Source organism: Pseudomonas palmensis, assembly GCF_017848315.1.
GTDB classification, from domain to species: domain Bacteria; phylum Pseudomonadota; class Gammaproteobacteria; order Pseudomonadales; family Pseudomonadaceae; genus Aquipseudomonas; species Aquipseudomonas palmensis.
The window spans coordinates 1-21229 of sequence record NZ_JAFKEC010000014.1; the positions used below are offsets into that span (position 1 = coordinate 1).

At 63.0% G+C, this 21229-nt stretch carries 24 protein-coding genes; 11 read left to right on the forward strand and 13 right to left on the reverse strand.

Translation table 11 applies throughout. The annotated features are described in order from the left end of the window. Positions 1-334: 334 nt before the first annotated feature. A complete protein-coding gene (tyrS, locus tag JZZ72_RS10370; protein ID WP_054915947.1) occupies positions 335-1534 on the reverse strand; it encodes a tyrosine--tRNA ligase in 1200 nt (399 codons plus the stop codon). Between the two features lie 210 nt (positions 1535-1744). Here tyrS and JZZ72_RS10375 point away from each other — a divergent pair, with 210 nt between their 5' ends. Both JZZ72_RS10375 and JZZ72_RS10380 read left to right on the forward strand, forming a co-directional pair. After that, positions 1745-3157, forward strand: coding sequence for a peptidoglycan DD-metalloendopeptidase family protein (locus JZZ72_RS10375; protein ID WP_043859836.1), 1413 nt, complete (start codon positions 1745-1747; stop codon positions 3155-3157). Between the two features lie 3 nt (positions 3158-3160). Beyond that, the gene (locus JZZ72_RS10380) at positions 3161-4252 is read left to right on the forward strand and encodes an anhydro-N-acetylmuramic acid kinase (RefSeq protein WP_043859835.1); all 1092 of its coding nucleotides are present in this window, start codon (positions 3161-3163) and stop codon (positions 4250-4252) included. A 55-nt stretch (positions 4253-4307) separates the two neighbouring features. Here JZZ72_RS10380 and erpA read toward each other — a convergent pair whose 3' ends face one another. Further along, positions 4308-4658 carry an iron-sulfur cluster insertion protein ErpA gene (erpA, locus tag JZZ72_RS10385; protein ID WP_043859834.1) on the reverse strand — a complete coding sequence of 117 codons (351 nt, stop codon included), beginning with the start codon at positions 4656-4658 and terminating at the stop codon, positions 4308-4310. Between the two features lie 156 nt (positions 4659-4814). Continuing rightward, on the reverse strand, positions 4815-5849 hold the full coding sequence (gene argC / locus JZZ72_RS10390; protein WP_043859833.1) for an N-acetyl-gamma-glutamyl-phosphate reductase: 1035 nt from the start codon (positions 5847-5849) through the stop codon (positions 4815-4817). A 139-nt stretch (positions 5850-5988) separates the two neighbouring features. On the opposite strand from argC, the gene hemJ reads away from it, so the two are divergent. The 8 genes from hemJ (at position 5989) to JZZ72_RS10430 (ending at position 11342) form a co-directional block, all read left to right on the forward strand. After that, positions 5989-6414 (forward strand): protoporphyrinogen oxidase HemJ, encoded by a 426-nt coding sequence (hemJ, locus tag JZZ72_RS10395; RefSeq protein ID WP_043859832.1) that lies wholly within the window; start codon positions 5989-5991, stop codon positions 6412-6414. A gap of 22 nt (positions 6415-6436) precedes the next feature. Beyond that, positions 6437-7393 (forward strand): NAD(P)H-dependent flavin oxidoreductase, encoded by a 957-nt coding sequence (locus JZZ72_RS10400; RefSeq protein ID WP_210014431.1) that lies wholly within the window; start codon positions 6437-6439, stop codon positions 7391-7393. Between the two features lie 27 nt (positions 7394-7420). Next, positions 7421-7882 carry a DUF805 domain-containing protein gene (locus JZZ72_RS10405; protein ID WP_052504188.1) on the forward strand — a complete coding sequence of 154 codons (462 nt, stop codon included), beginning with the start codon at positions 7421-7423 and terminating at the stop codon, positions 7880-7882. Positions 7883-7954: 72 nt separating this feature from the next. Continuing rightward, positions 7955-8728 (forward strand): SDR family NAD(P)-dependent oxidoreductase, encoded by a 774-nt coding sequence (locus JZZ72_RS10410; RefSeq protein ID WP_043859830.1) that lies wholly within the window; start codon positions 7955-7957, stop codon positions 8726-8728. A gap of 73 nt (positions 8729-8801) precedes the next feature. After that, a complete protein-coding gene (locus tag JZZ72_RS10415; RefSeq protein ID WP_058541844.1) occupies positions 8802-9140 on the forward strand; it encodes a histidine triad nucleotide-binding protein in 339 nt (112 codons plus the stop codon). Positions 9141-9205: 65 nt separating this feature from the next. After that, on the forward strand, positions 9206-9853 hold the full coding sequence (coq7, locus tag JZZ72_RS10420) for a 2-polyprenyl-3-methyl-6-methoxy-1,4-benzoquinone monooxygenase (protein ID WP_054915949.1): 648 nt from the start codon (positions 9206-9208) through the stop codon (positions 9851-9853). After that, a complete protein-coding gene (locus JZZ72_RS10425; RefSeq protein ID WP_210014452.1) occupies positions 9850-10890 on the forward strand; it encodes a DUF2157 domain-containing protein in 1041 nt (346 codons plus the stop codon). The genes coq7 and JZZ72_RS10425 overlap by 4 nt, the downstream gene beginning before the upstream one ends. Further along, complete coding sequence (locus JZZ72_RS10430) at positions 10887-11342, forward strand: hypothetical protein (protein ID WP_210014432.1); 456 nt, start codon at positions 10887-10889, stop codon at positions 11340-11342. The genes JZZ72_RS10425 and JZZ72_RS10430 overlap by 4 nt, the downstream gene beginning before the upstream one ends. Before the next feature lie 34 nt (positions 11343-11376). On the opposite strand, the gene JZZ72_RS10435 is transcribed toward JZZ72_RS10430, so the two are convergent. Further along, positions 11377-11799 carry an OsmC family protein gene (locus JZZ72_RS10435; RefSeq protein ID WP_043859826.1) on the reverse strand — a complete coding sequence of 141 codons (423 nt, stop codon included), beginning with the start codon at positions 11797-11799 and terminating at the stop codon, positions 11377-11379. A gap of 190 nt (positions 11800-11989) precedes the next feature. On the opposite strand from JZZ72_RS10435, the gene crp reads away from it, so the two are divergent. Further along, a complete protein-coding gene (gene crp / locus JZZ72_RS10440; RefSeq protein ID WP_043859825.1) occupies positions 11990-12634 on the forward strand; it encodes a cAMP-activated global transcriptional regulator CRP in 645 nt (214 codons plus the stop codon). Here the strand turns inward: crp and JZZ72_RS10445 are convergent. The 9 genes from JZZ72_RS10445 to JZZ72_RS10485 all read right to left on the reverse strand — a co-directional run bounded on the left by JZZ72_RS10445 (position 12631) and on the right by JZZ72_RS10485 (position 21224). Then, on the reverse strand, positions 12631-13335 hold the full coding sequence (locus JZZ72_RS10445; RefSeq protein WP_054915952.1) for a lipoate--protein ligase family protein: 705 nt from the start codon (positions 13333-13335) through the stop codon (positions 12631-12633). The genes crp and JZZ72_RS10445 overlap by 4 nt on opposite strands. A gap of 52 nt (positions 13336-13387) precedes the next feature. Next, positions 13388-14224 (reverse strand): indole-3-glycerol phosphate synthase TrpC, encoded by an 837-nt coding sequence (gene trpC / locus JZZ72_RS10450; RefSeq protein ID WP_210014433.1) that lies wholly within the window; start codon positions 14222-14224, stop codon positions 13388-13390. Beyond that, complete coding sequence (trpD, locus tag JZZ72_RS10455; protein ID WP_043863772.1) at positions 14221-15270, reverse strand: anthranilate phosphoribosyltransferase; 1050 nt, start codon at positions 15268-15270, stop codon at positions 14221-14223. The genes trpC and trpD overlap by 4 nt, the downstream gene beginning before the upstream one ends. Before the next feature lie 12 nt (positions 15271-15282). Then, complete coding sequence (locus tag JZZ72_RS10460) at positions 15283-15876, reverse strand: aminodeoxychorismate/anthranilate synthase component II (protein ID WP_043863771.1); 594 nt, start codon at positions 15874-15876, stop codon at positions 15283-15285. A 62-nt stretch (positions 15877-15938) separates the two neighbouring features. Beyond that, positions 15939-17420, reverse strand: coding sequence for an anthranilate synthase component I (gene trpE / locus JZZ72_RS10465; protein WP_210014434.1), 1482 nt, complete (start codon positions 17418-17420; stop codon positions 15939-15941). 70 nt (positions 17421-17490) lie between these two features. Next, a complete protein-coding gene (locus JZZ72_RS10470) occupies positions 17491-18306 on the reverse strand; it encodes a phosphoglycolate phosphatase (protein WP_043863769.1) in 816 nt (271 codons plus the stop codon). Beyond that, positions 18303-18977 (reverse strand): ribulose-phosphate 3-epimerase, encoded by a 675-nt coding sequence (rpe, locus tag JZZ72_RS10475; protein WP_043863783.1) that lies wholly within the window; start codon positions 18975-18977, stop codon positions 18303-18305. The genes JZZ72_RS10470 and rpe overlap by 4 nt, the downstream gene beginning before the upstream one ends. Positions 18978-19137: 160 nt before the next feature. Further along, positions 19138-19965: an ABC transporter permease gene (locus JZZ72_RS10480; RefSeq protein WP_043863768.1), complete on the reverse strand. Its 828-nt coding sequence runs from the start codon at positions 19963-19965 to the stop codon at positions 19138-19140. A gap of 11 nt (positions 19966-19976) precedes the next feature. Further along, positions 19977-21224, reverse strand: a complete 1248-nt coding sequence (locus JZZ72_RS10485; protein WP_043863767.1) for an ABC transporter permease — start codon at positions 21222-21224, stop codon at positions 19977-19979. Between the last annotated feature and the right edge of the window lie 5 nt (positions 21225-21229).

Below are 21229 nucleotides of genomic sequence, written 5' to 3' on the forward strand. Positions count from 1 at the left end.
AGAGTCTGTCAAGCGTTTATTTTGAAGTTTTTCGTTTCACTTCAAACACTTGACTCGCTTCGATCTCTCGTAGCGGGAGGCGAATTCTACAGCGTTACAACCTGCTGTCAACCACCTTTTTCACCGCTGCCGATCTTTCGATCGAAGCACCTCCAGCCTGACCTGAAACGTCCAACTCATTGATATTCAAGGAGTTTTTCGTTCCGACTGCGCCGGAAGTGGGGCGAATTATAGAGAGATTAAATCGTGCGTCAAGGGCTAATTTGAAACTTTCGCAAAACAAAGCAAACCAGCCCTTCTCTATATAGAAAGGGCGGCTTACGCCGCCCTCTCTTTATTCAGCCTTCAGACTGATACGTGCAAACGCCTTCTTGCCCGCCTGACACACATGGGTGGAGCCCAGCTCGAAGACGAAGCCACGATCAACGACCTCACCATCGACCTTCACGCTTCCTGCCGCCAGCAGATCACGGGCTGCCGCCGAGTTCTTGACCAGGCCCGCCTTGTTCAGCACAGCAGAAATCGGCATGGCCTCGGCAGCCAGCACGTCGATCTGCGGCAGGTCCTCCGGCAGCTCGCCATCCTTCATGCGATTACCCGCTGCGCGGTGGGCATTGGCCGCAGCTTCCTCACCATGGAAGCGGGCCACGATCTCTTCAGCCAGCTTGATCTTGATATCCCGCGGGTTGGCACCAGCAGCCACTTCAGCACGGAACCCATCAATCTCTTCCATGGAGCGAAAGCTCAGCAGCTCGAAGTAACGCCACATCAACGTATCAGGGATCGACACCAGCTTGCTGTACATCACCCCTGGTGCTTCCTGGATACCTACATAGTTACCCAGCGACTTGGACATCTTCTTCACGCCATCCAGCCCTTCGAGCAATGGCATGGTGACGATGTTCTGCGCCTCCTGGCCGTAGCCACGCTGCAGCTCGCGCCCCATCAGCAGGTTGAACTTCTGGTCGGTACCGCCCAGCTCGACATCGGCCTTCAGCGCCACCGAGTCATAGCCCTGCACAAGCGGGTAGAGGAACTCGTGAATCGCGATCGGCTGGTTGCTGGTATAGCGCTTGTCGAAGTCGTCGCGCTCGAGCATGCGCGCCACGGTGTACTGTGAAGCCAGGCGAATGAAGTCGGCCGGGGTCAGCGCGTCCATCCAGGTAGAGTTGAACGCAACCTCGGTCTTGGCCGGGTCAAGAATCTTGAACACCTGCTGCTTGTAGGTCTCGGCGTTCTCCAGCACCTGCTCGCGGGTCAGCGGCGGGCGTGTGGCGCTCTTGCCGCTCGGGTCACCGATCATGCCGGTGAAGTCGCCGATCAGGAAGATCACCTGATGCCCCAGTTCCTGGAACTGGCGCAGCTTGTTAATAAGGACGGTGTGCCCCAGGTGCAGATCCGGCGCAGTCGGGTCGAAACCCGCCTTGATCCGCAGCGGTTGCCCGCGCTTGAGCTTCTCGACCAGTTCGGCCTCGACCAGTACCTCTTCCGCACCACGCTTGATCAGCGCTAGCTGCTCTTCAACCGACTTCATAACAGACCCGCAAGGCTCAGATTCAAAGGGCCCCAACCATACAAGATCAGCCATCAAATACAAGTTTTTGCCCCGGATGTGACCGCACACCCGACTGATGACGTCTGCGCGCTTGCGCTGAAGGGGATTTGGTTATATTTTATACAGTTATTTCATCTTCATCATGTCATTCATCTTTTCCAATCCATCTTTTTCAAAGTCAATCTACCTATGACCAACGAACCGACTAAAGCGCCTCCGCTTTATCCGAAGAGCCACCTGTTGGCCGCCAGCGGTATCGCCGCCCTGCTCAGCCTGGCCTTGCTGGTGTTCCCCTCCAGCGAGGTCGAAGCCAAGAAAACCACCCTTAACCTCGAGCTGGAATCCCCTGCCGAGCAGCTGAAGCAACAGGAAACCACCCAGGCCGACGTCCGCGAAGAAACCACCGCCTCGCCGTTCGCCCAGATTGACACTGCCCCCGCGCCCACCGAAGAAACCGCCAAGACCGAACCCACCCCAACTGCCGAACCCGCCAAGGATCCAAGCCACCGCGAAGTCACCGTGGCCCGTGGCGACACCCTGTCGACACTGTTCGCCAAGGTCGGCCTGCCGGCCAATGTGGTGCACGAGGTGCTTGCCAGCAACAAGCAGGCCAAGCAATTCAGCCAGCTCAAGCATGGCCAGGTACTGGAAATCGAACTGGACAAGGACGGCCAACTGGCCAGCCTGCACAGCAAGGTCAGCGATCTCGAGACCATCCGCCTGACCAAGGGCGACAAGGGCTATGCCTTCAACCGTGAAATCACCAAGCCAGTGGTTCGCTCGGCCTACGTGCACGGCGTCATCAAGAGTTCGCTGTCGGCTTCCGCGCAGCGTGCCGGCCTGAACCATTCGCTGACCATGGACATGGCCCGCATCTTCGGCTACGACATCGACTTCGCCCAGGACATCCGCCAGGGTGACGAATTCGACGTGATCTACGAACAGAAAGTGGTCAATGGCAAGGTGGTCGGCAACGGCAACATCCTGTCGGCACGCTTCACCAACCGCGGCAAGAGCTTCACTGCGGTGCGCTATACCAACAAGCAGGGCAACACCAGCTACTACACCGCCGACGGCAATAGCATGCGCAAGGCGTTCATTCGTACCCCGGTGGACTTCGCCCGCATCAGCTCGCGCTTCTCGGCAGGTCGCAAGCACCCTATCCTGAACAAGATCCGCGCCCACAAGGGCGTCGACTATGCAGCGCCGCGCGGCACGCCGATCAAGGCCGCCGGTGACGGCAAGGTACTGCTGGCCGGTCGTCGTGGAGGCTACGGCAACACCGTGATCATCAAGCACGGCAATACCTACCAGACCCTGTACGGGCACATGCAGGGCTTTGCCAAGGGCATCAAGACCGGCGGCACGGTCAAGCAGGGCCAGGTGATCGGCTACATCGGCACCACGGGGCTGTCCACCGGGCCGCACCTGCACTACGAGTTCCAGGTCAATGGCGTGCACGTCGACCCGCTCGGACAGAAGCTGCCAATGGCCGATCCGATCGCCAAAGCTGAACGCCAGCGCTTCCTGCAGCAAAGCCAGCCGCTGATGGCGCGCATGGAACAAGAGAAGGCCACCATGCTGGCCTCGGCCAAGCGCTAAGCCATGGCTCTGTATCTGGGAGTGATGTCCGGCACCAGCCTCGATGGCCTGGACATCGCCTTGATCAGACAGGAGCAGCGTCTCACGCTGCTCGCCACCCATTACATTCCGATGCCCCAGGCGCTGCGCGACGACTTGCTCGCGCTGTGCGCCAGCGGCCCCGACGAAATTGCCCGCGCCGCCCTGGCCGAGGCTGCCTGGGTGAGACTGGCCGCCGAGGGCATTCAGCAATTGCTGGCCGAACAGCACCTGCAGCCTGCAGATATCCGCGCTATTGGCAGCCACGGACAGACCATTCGCCACGAGCCTGCCCAGGGCTTCACCGTGCAGATCGGAAACCCGGCGCTGCTGGCAGAGCTGACCGGGATTACAGTGGTCAGCGATTTTCGCCGCCGCGACGTGGCTGCCGGCGGCCAGGGGGCCCCCTTGGTGCCGGCCTTTCACGAAGCGCTGTTCGACAATCAGGGCGAGCGCCTGGCAGTACTCAACGTCGGCGGCTTCAGCAACCTGAGCCTGATCGAGACCGGCAAGCCGGTCAGCGGCTTCGACTGTGGCCCGGGCAACGTACTGCTGGATGCCTGGATCAACGAGAAACAAGGTCACGGCTATGATGCCGACGGCGCCTGGGCGGCCACAGGCCACGTCATCCCCGGGCTGCTCGCCAGCCTGCTCAGCGATCCGTTCTTTGCCGGCACCGGTCCCAAGAGTACCGGCCGCGAGGTGTTCAACCTGACATGGCTGCGCAAGCACCTGGCCGGCCAGCCCCCCGGCAGCGATGCCGACGTGCAGGCCACCCTGCTCGAACTTACCGCCCACAGCATCGTCAGCTCGCTGCAGGCGGCGCAGACAGCCACCCAGGCGCTGCTGGTCTGTGGCGGCGGCGCCCACAACGGCACACTGATGAAGCGTCTGGCCTGCCTGCTGCCCAACGCCCGGGTCAGCAGCACTGCCATCAACGGCGTCGATCCAGACTGGGTGGAAGCCATGGCCTTCGCCTGGCTGGCACACTGCTGCCTGGAGGGCATCGCCGCCAACCGCCCCAGTGTCACTGGCGCCAAGGGCCTGCGCGTTCTGGGCGCGATCTACCCCGCCTGAACGCACACAGCAAAACGCCGCGCAGAGGCGCGGCGTCAGCAGTACTGCCTGTAACTCAGATCGAGAACGAAGAGCCGCAACCGCAGGTGGTGGTGGCGTTCGGGTTCTTGATGACGAAACGCGAACCTTCCAGACCTTCCTGGTAGTCCACTTCCGCGCCCGCCAGGTACTGGAAGCTCATCGGGTCGACCACCAGGGCAACACCCTCGCGCTCGACGATGGTGTCGTCTTCAGCCACATCTTCGTCGAAGGTGAAGCCGTACTGGAAGCCCGAGCAACCGCCACCGGTCACGAACACGCGCAATTTGAGGCGATCATTGCCCTCTTCATCGACCAGGGTCTTCACCTTGTGCGCGGCACCCTGCGTGAATTGCAAAATCGTGGGGGTGAAGGATTCGACGCTCATGCTGACTTTCTCCCGGCGCTGTTGCCGCCTTAATGCGTGATGACGCGCATTATCCGCTTCTCCGAGAAAATCGGTCAACAATAGAAGCAGCGGCAGGCCGCAAGCGACAAGCGGCAAATGCCGCCCTATGCCCGCTTGCAGTCTGCCGGTTGCGCCTTAAGGCAGCAGCCCGGCGTGGGACAGGCCCATACGCTCGTCCAGACCGAACAGAATGTTCAGGTTCTGTACCGCCTGGCCCGAGGCCCCCTTCACGAGGTTGTCGATTACCGACAACACCACCACCAGATCACCCCCTTGCGGGCGATGCACGGCAATGCGGCATACGTTGGCCCCGCGCACGCTGCGGGTTTCCGGGTGGCTGCCGGCTGGCATCACGTCGACGAACGGCTCATTGGCGTAGCGTTTTTCGAACAGCGCCTGCAGGTCGACCGAGGTGTCGGCGACGGTGGCATACAAGGTCGAATGAATACCGCGGATCATCGGCGTCAGGTGAGGCACGAACGTCAGGCCGACATCACCACCGGCTGCCCGGCGCAGGCCCTGACGGATCTCGGGCAGATGACGGTGGCCTTTCACCGCGTAGGCCTTCATGCTTTCACCGGCTTCACAGAACAGCGAGCCAACGCTGGCACCGCGGCCCGCACCACTGACCCCAGACTTGCAGTCGGCAATCAGGCGCGAGGCATCAGCAATGCCCGCTTCCAGCAACGGCAGGAACCCCAGCTGGGTCGCGGTGGGGTAGCAACCCGGCACGGCGATCAGGCGGGCGCTGCGGATCTGCTCGCGGTTCACCTCCGGCAGGCCATACACCGCATCCTTGAGCAGCTCTGGCGCGCCGTGGGGCTGGCCGTACCACTGCGCCCACTCATCGGCGTCCTGCAGTCGGAAGTCGGCCGACAGGTCGATGACCTTGGTGCCGGCTGCCAGCAACTCGCCGGCCAGTGCATGGGCCACGCCGTGCGGCGTGGCGAAGAACACCACGTCACAGGCCGCCAGGGTCTTGGTGTCCGGCACGCTGAAAGCCAGGTTGTCGTAGTGGCCACGCAGGTTCGGGTACATCTCGGCCACCGGCAGGCCCGCTTCGGAACGCGAGGTGATGACTGCCACTTCAGCCTGTGGATGCTGTGCCAACAGACGCAGCAGCTCGACACCGGTGTAACCCGTGCCGCCGACGATACCGACCTTGACCATATACCTGCCCCTTTCAACGAACCGACTGGAAAACCACGGATAATATGGGCCCACAGCCTTGGTAACAACCGTTCGGGTGACGCCTGCACACACAAGCCACTACTATCTGACGACCGTGAACCTGAAGGACTACCTAAAAATGCTGTTTCTCTGGATCAAAGCCCTGCACATCGTCAGTGTCGTCTGCTGGTTTGCCGGCCTGTTCTACCTCCCTCGCCTGTTCGTCTATCACGCCCAGAGCCAGGACACCATCAGCCAGGAACGCTTCGTCACCATGGAGCGCAAGCTGTACCGCGGCATCATGGGCCCGGCAATGATCGCGACTTTCGTGTTCGGCATCTGGCTGCTCAGCCTCAACCCCGACTTCCTCAAACAGGGCTGGATGCACGCCAAGCTGACCCTGATCATTCTGCTGACCGGCTACCATCACATGTGCGGCGCCAACGTGAAGCGCTTCGCGCGCGGCGAAAACACCCGCAGCCATGTGTACTTCCGCTGGTTCAATGAAGTGCCTGTGGTCATCCTGTTGCTCATCGTCATCCTGGTCGTGGTCAAACCGTTCTGATCCTCCACTCCGAGAGCCCGCCATGTCATTGCCCGCCCTGCTTGAACAACACCTGCGCCTGCCCGTAGTGGTAGCGCCGATGTTCCTGATTTCCAATCCACAGCTGGTCCTGGCCTGCTGCAGCAATGGCGTGGTGGGCAGCTTCCCGGCGCTCAACCAGCGTGACAGTGCCGGCTTCAGGGCCTGGCTGGAGCAGATAGAGGCGGGCCTGGCCGGGCTCGACAACCCCGCGCCCTATGCGGTGAACCTCATCGTGCACCCCAGCAACCCGCGCCTGCAGGCCGATCTTGCGATCTGCATCGAGCACCGCGTGCCCATCGTCATCACCAGCCTGGGTGCGGTAAAGGAAGTGGTCGATGCCGTCCACGGCTATGGCGGCCTGGTGTTCCATGACGTGACCACCCGGCGCCATGCCGAGAAAGCCGCCGAGGCCGGCGTAGACGGCCTGATCGCCGTGGCGGCGGGAGCCGGTGGTCACGCCGGTACGTGGAGTCCTTTTGCCCTGATTGCCGAAATTCGCCAGTTCTTCGACAAGACGCTGCTGCTGGCAGGCTGCCTGAACAGCGGTCACGAAGTTCTGGCCGCGCAACTGCTGGGCGCGGATCTCGCGTACATGGGCACCCACTTCATTGGCAGTACCGAAAGCCAGGCGCCTGACGCCTACAAACAAATGCTGCTGGATGCCAAGGCAGCCGATATCATCCACACCGCCGCAGTGTCCGGGGTGCCGGCCAGCTTCATGCGCCAGAGCCTGGAAAACGCCGGGTTCGACCTCAACGCTCTGGGCAAGTCGGGCGAAAGCCGGCTCAAGCCACTGGATGACGAGGCCAAGGCCTGGAAGACCGTATGGTCCGCCGGCCAGGGCGTCGGCGCCATCGACAGCCTGGGCACGGTTGATCAACTGATCGCTCGACTCGACCACGAATACCGCCAGGCCCAGGCCGCGGCGATCCAGCTGGGCCAGCACCGGCCTGGCTGAACCACTCTCAACGGCAAAGGAAGCCCGATGCGCGACACCTACATCAACCCCCTTCAACTGAACAACGAAAAGCTCAGGGTCATGAGCGTGCGCGGCCGCATTGGCAGGGTGCGGCTACTGGCCTGGAGCCTGGTGCTGATTGGCGCAGTGTTCGGGACAGTGCTGCTGGTTGCACTGATGTCCTCGCTCTCCAAAGACCTGGCCGCCGCCATCGTGCCGATGTTGCTGGCCGCCAAGATCTTCAGCCTGGTGTTCATCGCCCGGCGCATGAACGACCTGGGCTTCAATGGCTGGTACAGCCTGTTGACCCTGATCCCCTACTACATCGGCAACCTGGTTTTCCTGGCCCTGCTGTTGATTCCCGGCAACCCCGCCAGCAATCGTTACGGGCCGCCACCGCCCCCCAACACCAAGGCGGTTATCGTGGTGGCCTCGCTGTGGATACCGTTCATGGCGTGGGGTATCTACATGACTGCCCTCAACGGCTGACCGCAGCCTTTACCCGCTCCAGTCTGTAAACTAGGCGCCAGCCGCACCGCCCCCTGCCGATTGGAGAACTGCATGACCCGTTACGCCATGATCACCGGCGCCTCCAGTGGCCTGGGCCTGGCATTGGCCGAGGCCCTCGCGCGCCGGGGGCGCAACCTGATACTGGTGGCCCGGCAGCGCGACCTGCTGGAAAGCATCGCCCTGGAACTGACCCAGCGCTTCGGCGTGGAAGTGCTACTGCGCGCCTGCGACCTGGGCGAGCCATTGCGCCTGTCCGGCTTTCTGCTGGAGCTCGAGGAAGGCGACAGACAGATCGACCTGCTGGTCAACTGCGCCGGCATCCGCACCTACGGGCACTTCCTGGCCCAGGAATGGGGCGACGAGCAGGACATCATCGAGGTCAACATCCTCGCCCTCACCCGCCTGTGCCATGCGCTGGGCAACGCGATGGCGGTGCAGGGTGGCGGGCAGATCCTCAATGTCGCGTCGCTGGCCGCCTTCGCTCCCGGCCCCTGGATGACCACCTATGCGGCGAGCAAGGCTTATGTGCTGCATTTTTCCGAAGGCCTGCGCGAGGAACTCAAGCAGACCGGCATCAAGGTTTCGGTGTTATGCCCCGGCCCGGTTCGATCGCCGCTGCGGCGCATCCCCCGGCTGGACAACGGCAACCGCTGCATGAGCCCCGAGGAAGTGGCCCTGTACACCGTGCGCGCACTGGAAAAGAACCGCGCACTGATCATCCCCGGTCGGCGCAACCGCTGGCTGGCCGCCAGCCCGCGTTGGCTGTCGCGCTGGCTTGCGCGCAAGCTGGCCGGTGCAATCAACCGGGCCTACTGCCCACGCTGAAGCGAATCGGCACTGGGCGAGCAAGCGGCGCCTGAGTACACTCAAGCCCGAACCCCACCATGGAGCAAGCGTTGTGGAAACTCTGTTCACCAAGATCATCAACCGGGAGATTCCGGCCAGGATCATCTACGAGGACGACCAGGTTCTGGCCTTCCACGATATCGCCCCCCAGGCGCCGGTGCACTTTCTGGTCATCCCGAAAAAGCCGATCCGCACCCTCAACGACCTCACCGAAGAAGACAAAGGTCTGGCCGGTCATATCCTGTTCACCGCCCAGCGACTGGCCAAGGAACTGGGTTGCGAGGAAGGTTTCCGCGTGGTGATGAACTGCAACGAGCAGGGTGGACAGACCGTCTACCACATCCACATGCACGTGCTCGGCCAGCGCCAGATGACCTGGCCGCCGGGCTGATCCAACGCAAGCCCTGTCATCTGGATTGGGTTAGACTGTCGGGCACATTCTTGCGGAGGTGCCCGATGGCTACCGAACGTCACTATTCGCCGCTCGACCGCTTGTTGCTGCAGGCCGATACCGCCATGCGCACCTTGCTCCCCTTCAGCGGCCAACCGTCCCGCCCGTCGCCTGCGATCATCCAGCCAGACGCCGACCTGAGCGACGACCAGACCCGCCACGTCGCCGGCCTGATGCGCATCAACCACACCGGTGAAGTCTGTGCCCAGGCGCTGTACCAGGGCCAGGCCCTGACTGCCAAGCTGCCGCAGGTACGCAAGGCGATGGAACATGCCGCCGAGGAAGAAATCGACCACCTGGCCTGGTGCGAGCAACGCATCCGCCAACTGGGCAGCCACCCGAGCGTTCTCAACCCGCTGTTCTATGGCATGTCGTTCGGCATCGGCGCTGTCGCCGGCCTGATCAGCGACAAGGTCAGCCTCGGTTTCGTCGCGGCCACCGAGCACCAGGTGTGCAAGCACCTGGACGAGCACCTGGAACAGATCCCGGCCGAGGACGAAAAGTCCCGCGCAATCCTCGAACAGATGCGCGTTGATGAAGAGCAGCACGCCGAGTCGGCACTGGATGCCGGCGGCTTTCGCTTCCCCGCACCGGTCAAGTTCGGCATGAGTCTGATGGCCAAGGTCATGACCAAGAGCACCTATCGAATCTGATGGAACACTTCGATGCCAGGGACCTGGCCCGCGCCGTCGATGCCGGCGTACTGAACCCGGGCCAGGACAAGGCCCTGCTTGAATTCCTCAAGCGCCAGCCCGCACAACGGCCCAGTTTCCAGCTGGCCCATGTCGCGTTCTACTTCGGCGCCCTGCTGATCATGGGGGCCATGGGCTGGCTGCTGAGCGAGGCCTGGATGCGCATCGGCGACAGCGCACTGTTGCTGATCGCGTTGGCCTACATGGCCGTGTTGACTGGCGGTGGCCTGGCACTTCAGCGCCGCGGCCAGCGTATTCCTGCCGGTCTGCTGGCAGCGGTGGCGGTCAGCATCGTACCGCTGGCGGTGTTCGCCCTCGAGCGCCTTACCGGCTTCTGGCCCCTGGACGATACCCAGACTCACTACCACAGCTACTACACCTACGTGCAGGGCGGCTGGCTGCTGATGGAAGCGGCCACCGTGATCGCCGGCCTGCTGATGCTGCGCCTGATCCCCTTCCCGTTCATCGTGATGCCCATCGCCGTGGCGCTGTGGTTCATGTCGATGGACCTGACCGAGTGGATCTACGGCGAGCCGTTCAACTGGGCGCAACGCCAGAAGGTTTCGCTTTGGTTCGGCCTCGGCCTGTTGCTGGTGTTCCTCGGCATCGATGGCCGAACCCGCGAGGACTATGTGTTCTGGGGTTATCTGGCCGGGCTGCTGGCCTTCTGGGGCGGGCTGACCTCGATGGACAGTGACAGCGAGGTCGGCAAGGCGCTGTACTGCCTGATCAACCTGGGGCTGATGGCGGTCGCCGTGCTGCTGCGCCGGCCATTGTTCATGGTGTTCGGGGCCATGGGCGTTTCGGCCTACCTTGGCTACCTGTCGTATGACGTATTCGCCGACTCGCTGCTGTTCCCGGTAGTGCTGAGCATGATCGGCCTGGGGGTCATCGGCCTTGGCCTGCTCTACCAGAAGCATCGCGAACGCCTGAGTACAAACCTTCGCGCACTGCTGCCGAACGGCCTGCTCGACCTGTTGCCGGGGCTTCGTCGATGAGGGTGCGCCTGCTGCTGATTCGAGCGCTGCAAAGCATGGGGTTGGTGCTGGTGGGCTACCTGTTCATCTTGGCGATGACCGCAAGCCTGCGCGAAACGCCCTTCAGCATGTCGCTGCCCTATCTCGGCGATTCCGACAACAGCGCGCTGGATCTGGCGCTGTTCTGTGTACCCGGAATGCTGCTGTTCGTGTTGCTGGGCAGTATCATCCGCCGGCGCCGCGTATTGGGCGGCGTGTTTGCTGGCATTGCGGCCGTCAGTGCCTGGCTGCTGTGCGAGCTGTTCTCCACCGCGTTCGGCAATACCTGGAGCACAAGCGAAGTGCTCGGGCTGCTGGTGCTGAACCTGCACTGGTGGTTGCTGGCGCTGGTACCGGGGCTGATGCTGCTGTTTGCGCTGGAGCGCTTCGCCAGCAAGGCTGGCTCCTATAAGGGACGCGGCATCCGCCTGTAGGAGCCGGCGTTACCGGCGAATGGCCACGCAACGATCAACCCAGCTCGACAATCTCGTAGGCGTGGGTGATCTCGACCCCGGCGCGCCCCAGCATGATCGATGCCGAGCAGTACTTCTCGGCCGACAACTCCACCGCGCGCTTGACCTGGGCCTCCTTCAGGCCGCGGCCCTTGACCACAAAGCGCAGATGAATCTTTGTGAACACCTTGGGGTCCTCGTCGGCCCGCTCGGCCTCGAGAAACGCCTCGCAGCTCTCTACCGCCTGGCGCGATTTCTTCAGAATGCTCACCACGTCGAAATTGCTGCAGCCACCCAGGCCCAGCAGGAGCATCTCCATCGGCCGCACGCCCAGGTTGCGCCCACCACTCTCGGGTGGACCATCCATGACCACTACATGGCCACTGCCCGATTCGCCAAGAAACATGGCTTCGCCTGCCCACTGGATACGCGCCTTCATCACCCGGATTCCCTTGCTTTGAAAAAAGGCTGTCAGCTTAGACCTTGCGCGCACGTGCGAAAAGGCTAAGCGTTCGAGTAAATATGCCGATACACCTACAGGCGTCTGATAAGCTGGCGCCAAACTGCTGGCACCCGCGCCCAGCGGTCGACAAGAATGCCCACGCGTCGCGTCTTTCCAGGATTCAGCCATGGTTGCAACAACCCTTCCAGCCAAGATCAAGAACATCGACAAGTTGCTCGCCCACTGCCAGCGTCGCCGCTTTGCAGCCAAGAACAACATCATCTGCGCTGGTGATCGGGCCGATACCCTGTCGTTCATCGTCAAGGGCTCGGTGACCATCCTGATCGAGGACGAGGAAGGCCGCGAGATGATCATCGCCTACCTCAACAGTGGCGATTTTTTCGGTGAGCTGGGCCTGTTCGAACCCATCGGCAAGGAACACCAGCGCAGCGCCTGGGTACGCGCCAAGACCGAATGCGAAGTGGCTGAAATCAGCTACGAGAAATTCCGTGAACTGGCCCGCCAGGACCAGGACATCCTTTACGCCCTGGGCAGCCAGATGGCCCAGCGCCTGCGCAACACCACGCAGAAGGTGGGCGACCTGGCGTTTTTCGACGTGACCGGTCGGGTGGCCCGCTGCCTGCTGGAGCTGTGCAAGCAGCCCGATGCCATGACCCACCCCGACGGCATGCAGATCAAGATCACCCGCCAGGAAATCGGCCGCATCGTCGGCTGCTCGCGAGAGATGGTCGGCCGCGTGCTAAAGGACCTCGAAGAACGTAACCTGGTGCATGTCAAAGGCAAGACCATGGTGGTCTTCGGCACCCGTTAATCGCGCTCGATCGCCGCGATCACCTGCGAGTAGGCCTGTTCCAGGCGCGCCAGCAGCGGTGCCTGGGGCACCACTTCATGCAGGGCGATATGACTGTCGGCGCGGCAGCGCTGCTCAAGCTCGCAACATTCATTGAAGCGATTGACTGCCGCCACCATCGACTCGCGCTCGTTGTCCAGCAGCAAGGCGCCATGCACCAGCACCACCGGGCGCTTGCCGCCCAGGCCCTGACGCCAGCGCTGCGCCGTGCCGACCAGCTTGCGACCATTGAGGTTGACGTTGTAGCGCCCATCGCAGAACGCCCCCTCGATCTCCCCCACCGACGCCAGCCCGCCCCATTCGCGCAGCACCTCGCAAAGCGGCAGGCACAGCCGCTCGTAGGCCTTCTCGATACGACCGTGATCACCCTCGCTGCGCGGCGCCACATACACCAACGCGATATTGATTGTCGCAGCCGACTGCGGCACTGGCTCACCGCCGGTCTCGCGCAGCAGCACCGGCCAGCCGGCAACGGCCAATTCGGTGCAGGCGGCCTCGAAACCTTCCAGCCGGCTCATGCGCCGCGGCATCACCAGCGCGCGGTCCGTCGGCTGCCAGAACAGCAGGCCATGTTGCTTTTCGCCCTTGCACACAGCCGCCAGCAGGTCCTGCTCGGCCTGCAGGCCCGCCTCCACCGTCACCGCAACAGCTTGATCAGTCATCACACCCACCTTGTCGATACAAAAAAGCCGGCAATGCCGGCTTCAGTGTGGATCAGTCCAGGCCTTGCGCCGAGTTGTGCACCACGCGCTCGGGGAAGAACAGGCGCTGCAGTTCCAGCCCCGGGTGCTCGGCACGCATGAACGCTTCGCCCACCAGGAACGAGTAGACCTCGTTGATCTCCATCAGCTCGACGTCTGCCCGATTGAAAATGCCACTTTCGGTGATTGCCAGGCGATCACGCGGGATGCGCGGCAGCAGGTCGAGGGTGGTTTCCAGGCTCACCTCGAAGGTGTGCAGGTTGCGGTTGTTCACGCCCACCAGCGGTGTATCCAGGGTTTTCAGCGCACGCTCCAGCTCGTCGCCGTCGTGCACTTCGACCAATACATCCAGCCCTACGCTCTTCGCCGTGGCCGCCAGCTCGGCCATCTTCACGTCATCCAGCGCCGAGACGATCAGCAGCACGCAATCGGCACCCAGCGCACGGGCCTCGACGATCTGATAAGGATCGATCATGAAGTCCTTGCGGATCACCGGCAACGTGCACGCGGCGCGCGCCTGCTGCAGGTATGCATCGGCGCCCTGGAAGTAATCGATATCGGTAAGCACCGACAGGCAGGTGGCCCCGCCCTTTTCATAACTGACGGCAATGTCGGCCGGCACGAAGTCTTCGCGAATCACGCCCTTGCTCGGCGATGCCTTCTTGATCTCGGCGATCACTGCCGGCTGCTTGCGCTTTGCCTGCTCGATCAGCGCATTGGCGAACCCGCGCGGCGCATCGGCGACGGCCGCCAGACGCTCGAGTTCAGCCAGGCTGACGCGGGCACTGCGCTCGGCCACTTCCTGAACCTTGCGCGCCAGGATGTTTTCCAGAACCGTCGGTACGCTCACTCTTCATTCTCCTGCTTGAATACCGCAGTAAAGGCGCCCAGCTCTTCGAGCTTTTCTCGCGCCAGCCCGGTGTGCAGTGCATCGTGGGCCAGCTCGACGCCTTGCTTGAGGCTCATGGCATGGTCGGCGGCATACAGCGCAGCGCCGGCATTGAGCACGATCATTTCTGCCGCCTTCTGACCGTTTTCGGTCTTGCGGCGCCCCAGGGCATCGCGAATCAGCTCCAGCGACGCGGCCGGGCTGTCTACCGCCAGGCCGTGCAGGCTCTGGCTCTTCATGCCCAGGTCTTCGGGTTCTACCCAGTACTCGGTGATTTCGCCGTTCTTCAGTTCCGCAACGAAGGTCGGTGCGGCCAGGCTGAATTCGTCCAGGCCGTCCTTGGAGTGCACCACCAGCACATGCTTGCTGCCCAGGCGTTGCAGCACCTCGGCCAGCGGCCGGCACAATGCCTGGGTGAACACGCCGACCACCTGGTGCCTGACCCCGGCCGGATTCGTAAGCGGGCCGAGCATGTTGAACAGCGTGCGCAGCCCCAGGTCACGACGCGGGGCGGCGGCATATTTCATCGCCTTGTGGTGGGTCTGGGCGAACATGAAGCCGATACCGACACTGTCGATGCAACGCGCGACCTGCACCGGCGTCAGGTTCAGGTAGATACCGGCGGCCTCGAGCAGGTCGGCGCTGCCGCTCTTGCCCGATACCGCACGGTTGCCGTGCTTGGCCACGGTGCAGCCGGCAGCGGCCACGACAAATGCCGAGGCGGTGGAAACGTTGAAGATATTGGCGCCGTCGCCTCCGGTACCGACCACATCGACCACCTGGTCCAGGGTCTGCAGTTGTACCTGGTCGGCGAGCTCGCGCATCACCGATACCGCACCGACGATCTCGTCGATGCTTTCGCTCTTCATGCGCATGCCCATCATGAAAGCGCCGATCTGCGCCTCGCTGCACTGGCCAGTCATGATCTCGCGCATCACATCGCGCATTTCCTCGGTGCTCAGGTCCAGGTGACCGACGATGCGGCCCAGCGCGCTCTTGATATCCATGGTGTCAAATCCTTAGCGGCGGCCGCCGGTCTGCTTGAGGAAGTTGGCGAACAGCTCGTGGCCCTGCTCGGTGAGGATCGACTCGGGGTGGAACTGCACCCCTTCGATGTTCAGTGTCTTGTGACGCAGGCCCATGATCTCGTCGACCGAGCCGTCGTCCAGGGTGGTCCAGGCAGTCACTTCCAGGCACTCGGGCAGCGTTTCGCGCTTGACCACCAGGGAATGGTAGCGGGTCACCGTCAACGGGTTGTTCAAGCCTGCGAACACACCCTGGTCGATGTGCGACACGGGGCTGGTCTTGCCGTGCATCACCTGGCGCGCCCGTACCACATCACCGCCAAAGGCCTGGCCGATGGACTGGTGGCCCAGGCACACGCCCAGGATCGGCAGCTTGCCGGCAAAGTGCAGGATGGCTTGGAGCGATACACCGGCCTCGGTCGGGGTGCACGGGCCAGGGGACACCACAATGCGCTCGGGTTGCAGTGCCTCGATCTGGGCGATGGTCAGTTCGTCATTGCGAATGACCTTGACCTCTGCACCCAGCTCGCCGAAGTACTGCACGACGTTGTAGGTGAAGGAGTCGTAGTTGTCGATCATCAGTAACATCTGGGTCAACCTCTTGAGTCTGGCGACTCTGAATTCTGTGTTGCGCCGCAGCGGCGCCCTTCTCAGCTGAGCGGTGTCTGTTCAGCCAAGGCTACCGCGCGGAACATCGCCCGACGCTTGTTGATGGTTTCTTCCCACTCCAGCGCCGGCACCGAGTCGGCGACGATGCCGCCACCGGCCTGCACATGCAGCTCACCGTCCTTGATCACGGCGGTGCGGATGGCAATGGCGGTGTCCATGTTGCCGTTCCAGGCCAGGTAGCCGACGGCGCCGCCGTACACGCCACGCTTGACCGGCTCCAGCTCGTCGATGATTTCCATGGCGCGGATCTTCGGCGCCCCCGACAGGGTACCGGCGGGCAGAATGGCGCGCAGCGCGTCCATCGCGCTCAGGCCCTGCTTGAGCTGGCCGGTGACGTTGGACACGATGTGCATCACGTTGGAGTAACGCTCGATCACCATCTTCTCGGTGACCTTGACCGAACCGGTCTCGGAAACGCGACCGGTGTCGTTGCGGCCCAGGTCGATCAGCATCAGGTGCTCGGCGATCTCCTTGGCGTCCGACAGCAGGTCCTGCTCCAGCGCTCGGTCGGCCTCCTCGTTGGCACCACGCGGCCGGGTGCCGGCGATCGGGCGCACGGTGACCAGGTTGTCTTCGACCCGCACCAGCACTTCCGGCGAGCTGCCCACCACATGGAAGTCGCCGAAGTTGAAGAAGTACATGTACGGCGTGGGGTTGAAGCAGCGCAACGCGCGGTACAGGTCGATGGGCGCGGCCTTGAAGTTGATGGACATGCGCTGCGAGGGCACCACCTGCATGCAGTCGCCGGCCAGGATGTACTCCTTGACGGTATCGACGGCGCGTTCGTAGTCGGCCTGGGTGAAGCTTGAACGAAACTCCGGCTCAGCAGCCAGAGGGCCGCCCAGGGCCAGGCCGCGACGCGGGGCGATCGGCTGGCGCAGTTGTTCGAGCAGTTCTTCAAGACGCGCCAGGCCATTTTCGTAGGCGTTGTCCTGGGCGGGGTCGGCCAGCACGATGGCGTGCATCTTGCCGGCCAGGTTGTCGAACACCACCACGGCGTCCGACACCATCAGCAGGATGTCCGGCACGCCCAGCGGATCGGGATTAGGGCACTTGCCCAGGCGCTTCTCTACATAGCGCACGCAGTCGTAGCCGAAATACCCCACCAGGCCACCGTTGAAGCGCGGCAGGCCGTCGATGGTCGGTACGTTGTAGCGTTCCTTGAACGTCTCGACGAAGGCCAGCGGGTCTTCGACTTCATGCTGTTCGATCTCGACACCGTCATGGGTGATGCGCACCTGATGGTCATGTACGCGCAACACGGTGCGACATGGCAGGCCGATTATCGAATAACGCCCCCACTTCTCGCCGCCCTGCACCGATTCGAGCAGGTAGGAGTTGGGCTGGTCGGCCAGTTTCAGGTAGATCGACAGCGGCGTGTCGAAGTCGGCCAGGGTTTCGCAGGCCAGGGGAATGCGGTTGTAGCCGGCAGCGGCCAGGCGCAGGAATTCTTCGCGGGTCATGATAGCCTCGTGGCAATGGGGCAATAGGTCGTACAGGCAAACGCGCCGGATCAGGCCGGCCAGAAAAAAGTCAGGCGCGCCAACGCCAACGGGCCAGGGCCTTGATGACTTTCATCCAGAGTTTGCCGGGTGCCACCACGATGGAATCTCTATCAGGGGGGGATTGATCGTCCGACATTAGCTCAGTGGCCGAATCTAAGCAACCAGGCAGCAGCGCGCGCAGGTCATCGATCACCAGCGCGGGCGACTCCTCGCTGATCGGGCGGCCATGGTTGTAGCCGTAGCTGAGCGCCACGCATTGCACCCCTGCCGCCCGGGACGCCAGCACATCACTGCGCGAGTCGCCCACGAACAGCGCCTGGGCCGGCGCCACGTTGGCCATCTGCATCACGAACAGCAATGCGGCGGGGTCGGGTTTCTTCTGCGGCAGGGTGTCGCCGCCGATGATCCAGCGAAAGTATCGCCCGATCTTCATCTGGTCCAGCAAGGGGGCGACGAAGCGCTCCGGCTTGTTGGTGATCAGGGCCATTTCCACGCCCTGCTTGTGCAGCCACTTGAGGGTGTCACGCACGCCGGGGTAGACCACCGTCAATTCATGGTTGTCGGCATAGGCCTGCATGAACAGCTCGAGCCCGCGCGCGGCCTCATCGTCGTCCACCCCGGCATGCTCGATGCTGCCGGCCAGGGCGCGGCGCACCAGCACCTGCACGCCATTACCGACCCATTCGCGCACGGCGGCGACACCGGCGGGCTGGCGCCCCATTTCGAGCAGCATGTGATCCACGGCGGCCGCCAGGTCCGGCACCGAATCGATCAGGGTGCCATCCAGGTCGAACATCACCAGCTTGGGCAGGCCCCCGGGGAACAGCTGCTCGAAGCCGCTCATGGGCGGGCCAGGGCCAGTTCGGCGTGCATCCTGGCGATCACCTCTTTGTAGTCCGGGGCATTGAAGATCGCCGAGCCGGCCACGAAGGTGTCGGCGCCAGCAGCGGCGATTTCACGGATATTGTTGACGTTGACCCCACCGTCGATCTCCAGGCGGATATCACGCCCGCTGGCATCGATCAGCGCGCGGGCTTCGCGCAGCTTGTCGAGGGTGGCCGGAATGAACTTCTGGCCGCCAAAGCCCGGGTTGACGCTCATGAGCAGGATCATGTCGACCTTGTCCATCACGTACTTGAGCGCATCCAGCGAGGCAGCCGGGTTGAACACAAGGCCCGCCTTGCAGCCGCCGTCACGGATCAGCTGCAGCGAGCGATCGACGTGCAGGGTGGCGTCGGGGTGGAAGGTGATGTAGGTGGCGCCGGCTTCGATGAAGTCGCCGATGATGCGGTCCACCGGGGTGACCATCAGGTGTGCGTCGATCGGCGCGGTCACGCCGTACTTGCGCAGGGCGCTGCACACCATCGGACCGATGGTCAGGTTGGGAACGTAGTGGTTGTCCATCACGTCGAAGTGGACGATGTCGGCGCCGGCTTCGAGCACCTTGTCGACTTCTTCGCCCAGGCGGGCAAAGTCGGCTGAGAGGATGGAGGGGGCAATAGCGTAGGGCTGCATGGCGCACCTGTTGGGCAGAATCACGGTGGCGCGCATTGTACCTCAGGCAAACCGTCAGGGGCTGACTGGCATCAAGCCTGGATCAGGATCGGTGGTGCCCACTTCGCCGGCAAGGCCGGCTCCTACAGGAGCCAGCCCTGCCGGCGAAGGGTCGTCTGTTTCAGCCCGGCTGTTGGGTACGCAGCTTCTCGCCACGCCCGCGCAGCCATTCCAGGGTCAGCAACAGCACCACCGAGAACGCGATCAGCAAGGTCGCCGCTGCAGCAATGGTCGGGCTCAGGTTCTCGCGGATACCGCTGAACATCTGGCGTGGCAGCGTGGCCTGCTCCGGCCCGGCAAGGAACAGCGTCACCACCACCTCGTCGAACGATGTCGCGAAGGCGAACAGGGCCCCCGAGATCACACCCGGGGCGATCAGCGGCAGGGTCACCCGGCGGAACGTGGTGACCGGCGAGGCGCCCAGGCTGGCCGCAGCCCGTACCAGGTTGTGGTTGAAGCCCTGCAGGGTGGCCGACACCGTGATGATCACGAACGGTACACCCAGCACCGCATGCACCAGAATCAGCGAGGTGAAGCTGTTGCCCAGGCCCAGCGGGGCGAAGAACAGGTAGCTGGCCACACCGATGATCACCACCGGTACTACCATCGGCGAGATCACCAGGGCCATCACCAGCGATTTGCCGGGAAAGTCGCCACGGGTCAGGCCGATCGAGGCCAGGGTGCCGAACACCATCGCCAGCAGCGTCGCCGCCGGGGCCACGATGATGCTGTTCTTGAGGGCGCGCATCCACTCGGCCGAACCGAAGAAGTCTTGGTACCACTGCAGCGAGAAGCCTTGCAGCGGATACACCAGGAAGCTCCCCGAGTTGAACGACAACGGGATGATCACCAGTACCGGCAACACCAGGAACAGCAGCACCAGCCCGCAAAGGATGCGCAAACTGTAGTACCAGACCCGTTCGACGGGCGACATGTAAGGGCTCAGCATGACAACGCTCCTCAGCTCAGACGCAGGCGGCTTGCGCCAACCAGCCAGCTATAGATCAGGTACAACAGCACGGTGGCCAGCAACAGCAACCCGCCCAGTGCGGTGGCCATGCCCCAGTTGATGCTGGTGTTGGTGTAGAAGGCGACAAAGTAGCTGACCATCTGGTCGTTCGGGCTGCCCAGCAGTGCCGGGGTGATGTAGTAGCCGATCGCCAGGATGAACACCAGCAGGCACCCTGCGCCGACGCCGGCATAGGTCTGCGGCAGGTACACCCGCCAGAAGCTGGCGAACGGATGGCAACCCAGGGAGATCGCCGCACGCATGTAGGTCGGGGAAATGCCCTTCATCACGCTGTAGATCGGCAAAATCATGAACGGCAGCAGAATGTGGACCATCGAGATGTACACGCCGGTACGGTTGAACACCAGTTCCATCGGCTTGTCGATCAGCCCCAGCGCCATCAGGCCGCTGTTGATCAGCCCCCCGGACTGGAGCAGCACGATCCACGCCGCCACCCGCACCAGGATCGAGGTCCAGAACGGCAGCAACACCAGGATCATCAGCAGGTTGCTCTGCCGGGTCGGCAGGTTGGCCAGCAGGTAGGCCAGCGGGTACGCCAACGCCAGGCAGATGACGGTGATCACCAGGCCCATCCACAGGGTGCGGGCAAAGATGTCGAGGTAGATGGCCTGGTCCGGGGTGGTCGGCGCCAGCTCGCCCAGGTCATCGATACGGTGGTCCACCGAGGCCAGCAGGTAGAACGGCGTCACGCTGCTGGTGTTGCGGCGGATCGCCTGCCAGTAGGCCGGGTCGCCCCAACGCTCGTCCAGCTCCTGCAACGCATCCTTGTAGGATTGCGGCTCGGTCTTGAACGGCAGGGCCCTGGCAGTCTTGGCCAGCAGGCTGCGGTAGCCGGCCAGCTCCATGTTCAGACGCTTGGAAACATCGCCCAGGGTCTGGTTCTTGCGCGATTCGGCGAGGTCTTCGCTGAGGGCCTTGTACACGTCCTCGCCAGGCAGGCTCTTGCCGTCCCATTCAGCCACCGCGGCGACGGTGCGCGGCAAGCCGCCAACCACCTCGGGGTTGCCGACGCTCTTGTACAGCAGCGCGGCGATCGGCACGATGAAAACCAGCAGCAGAAACACTGCCAGCGGTGCGATCAATGCTTTTGCCTTCCAGCGGTTGACGCGTTCAGCACGCGCCAGGCGCTTCTTGAGGTTGGAACCTGCGCCTTCGTTCAGGGGCACTGCGATGGCCATAGCGA

What these genes read in the sequence shown, in the direction of transcription:
- tyrS (WP_054915947.1), bottom strand. Translation starts at nt 1,534, where the DNA reads ATGAAGTCGGTTGAAGAGCAGCTAGCGCTGATCAAGCGTGGTGCGGAA.
- JZZ72_RS10375 (WP_043859836.1), top strand. Translation starts at nt 1,745, where the DNA reads ATGACCAACGAACCGACTAAAGCGCCTCCGCTTTATCCGAAGAGCCAC.
- JZZ72_RS10380 (WP_043859835.1), top strand. Translation starts at nt 3,161, where the DNA reads ATGGCTCTGTATCTGGGAGTGATGTCCGGCACCAGCCTCGATGGCCTG.
- erpA (WP_043859834.1), bottom strand. Translation starts at nt 4,658, where the DNA reads ATGAGCGTCGAATCCTTCACCCCCACGATTTTGCAATTCACGCAGGGT.
- argC (WP_043859833.1), bottom strand. Translation starts at nt 5,849, where the DNA reads ATGGTCAAGGTCGGTATCGTCGGCGGCACGGGTTACACCGGTGTCGAG.
- hemJ (WP_043859832.1), top strand. Translation starts at nt 5,989, where the DNA reads ATGCTGTTTCTCTGGATCAAAGCCCTGCACATCGTCAGTGTCGTCTGC.
- JZZ72_RS10400 (WP_210014431.1), top strand. Translation starts at nt 6,437, where the DNA reads ATGTCATTGCCCGCCCTGCTTGAACAACACCTGCGCCTGCCCGTAGTG.
- JZZ72_RS10405 (WP_052504188.1), top strand. Translation starts at nt 7,421, where the DNA reads ATGCGCGACACCTACATCAACCCCCTTCAACTGAACAACGAAAAGCTC.
- JZZ72_RS10410 (WP_043859830.1), top strand. Translation starts at nt 7,955, where the DNA reads ATGACCCGTTACGCCATGATCACCGGCGCCTCCAGTGGCCTGGGCCTG.
- coq7 (WP_054915949.1), top strand. Translation starts at nt 9,206, where the DNA reads ATGGCTACCGAACGTCACTATTCGCCGCTCGACCGCTTGTTGCTGCAG.
- JZZ72_RS10430 (WP_210014432.1), top strand. Translation starts at nt 10,887, where the DNA reads ATGAGGGTGCGCCTGCTGCTGATTCGAGCGCTGCAAAGCATGGGGTTG.
- JZZ72_RS10435 (WP_043859826.1), bottom strand. Translation starts at nt 11,799, where the DNA reads ATGAAGGCGCGTATCCAGTGGGCAGGCGAAGCCATGTTTCTTGGCGAA.
- crp (WP_043859825.1), top strand. Translation starts at nt 11,990, where the DNA reads ATGGTTGCAACAACCCTTCCAGCCAAGATCAAGAACATCGACAAGTTG.
- JZZ72_RS10445 (WP_054915952.1), bottom strand. Translation starts at nt 13,335, where the DNA reads ATGACTGATCAAGCTGTTGCGGTGACGGTGGAGGCGGGCCTGCAGGCC.
- trpD (WP_043863772.1), bottom strand. Translation starts at nt 15,270, where the DNA reads ATGGATATCAAGAGCGCGCTGGGCCGCATCGTCGGTCACCTGGACCTG.
- JZZ72_RS10460 (WP_043863771.1), bottom strand. Translation starts at nt 15,876, where the DNA reads ATGTTACTGATGATCGACAACTACGACTCCTTCACCTACAACGTCGTG.
- trpE (WP_210014434.1), bottom strand. Translation starts at nt 17,420, where the DNA reads ATGACCCGCGAAGAATTCCTGCGCCTGGCCGCTGCCGGCTACAACCGC.
- JZZ72_RS10470 (WP_043863769.1), bottom strand. Translation starts at nt 18,306, where the DNA reads ATGAGCGGCTTCGAGCAGCTGTTCCCCGGGGGCCTGCCCAAGCTGGTG.
- rpe (WP_043863783.1), bottom strand. Translation starts at nt 18,977, where the DNA reads ATGCAGCCCTACGCTATTGCCCCCTCCATCCTCTCAGCCGACTTTGCC.
- JZZ72_RS10480 (WP_043863768.1), bottom strand. Translation starts at nt 19,965, where the DNA reads ATGCTGAGCCCTTACATGTCGCCCGTCGAACGGGTCTGGTACTACAGT.
- JZZ72_RS10485 (WP_043863767.1), bottom strand. Translation starts at nt 21,224, where the DNA reads ATGGCCATCGCAGTGCCCCTGAACGAAGGCGCAGGTTCCAACCTCAAG.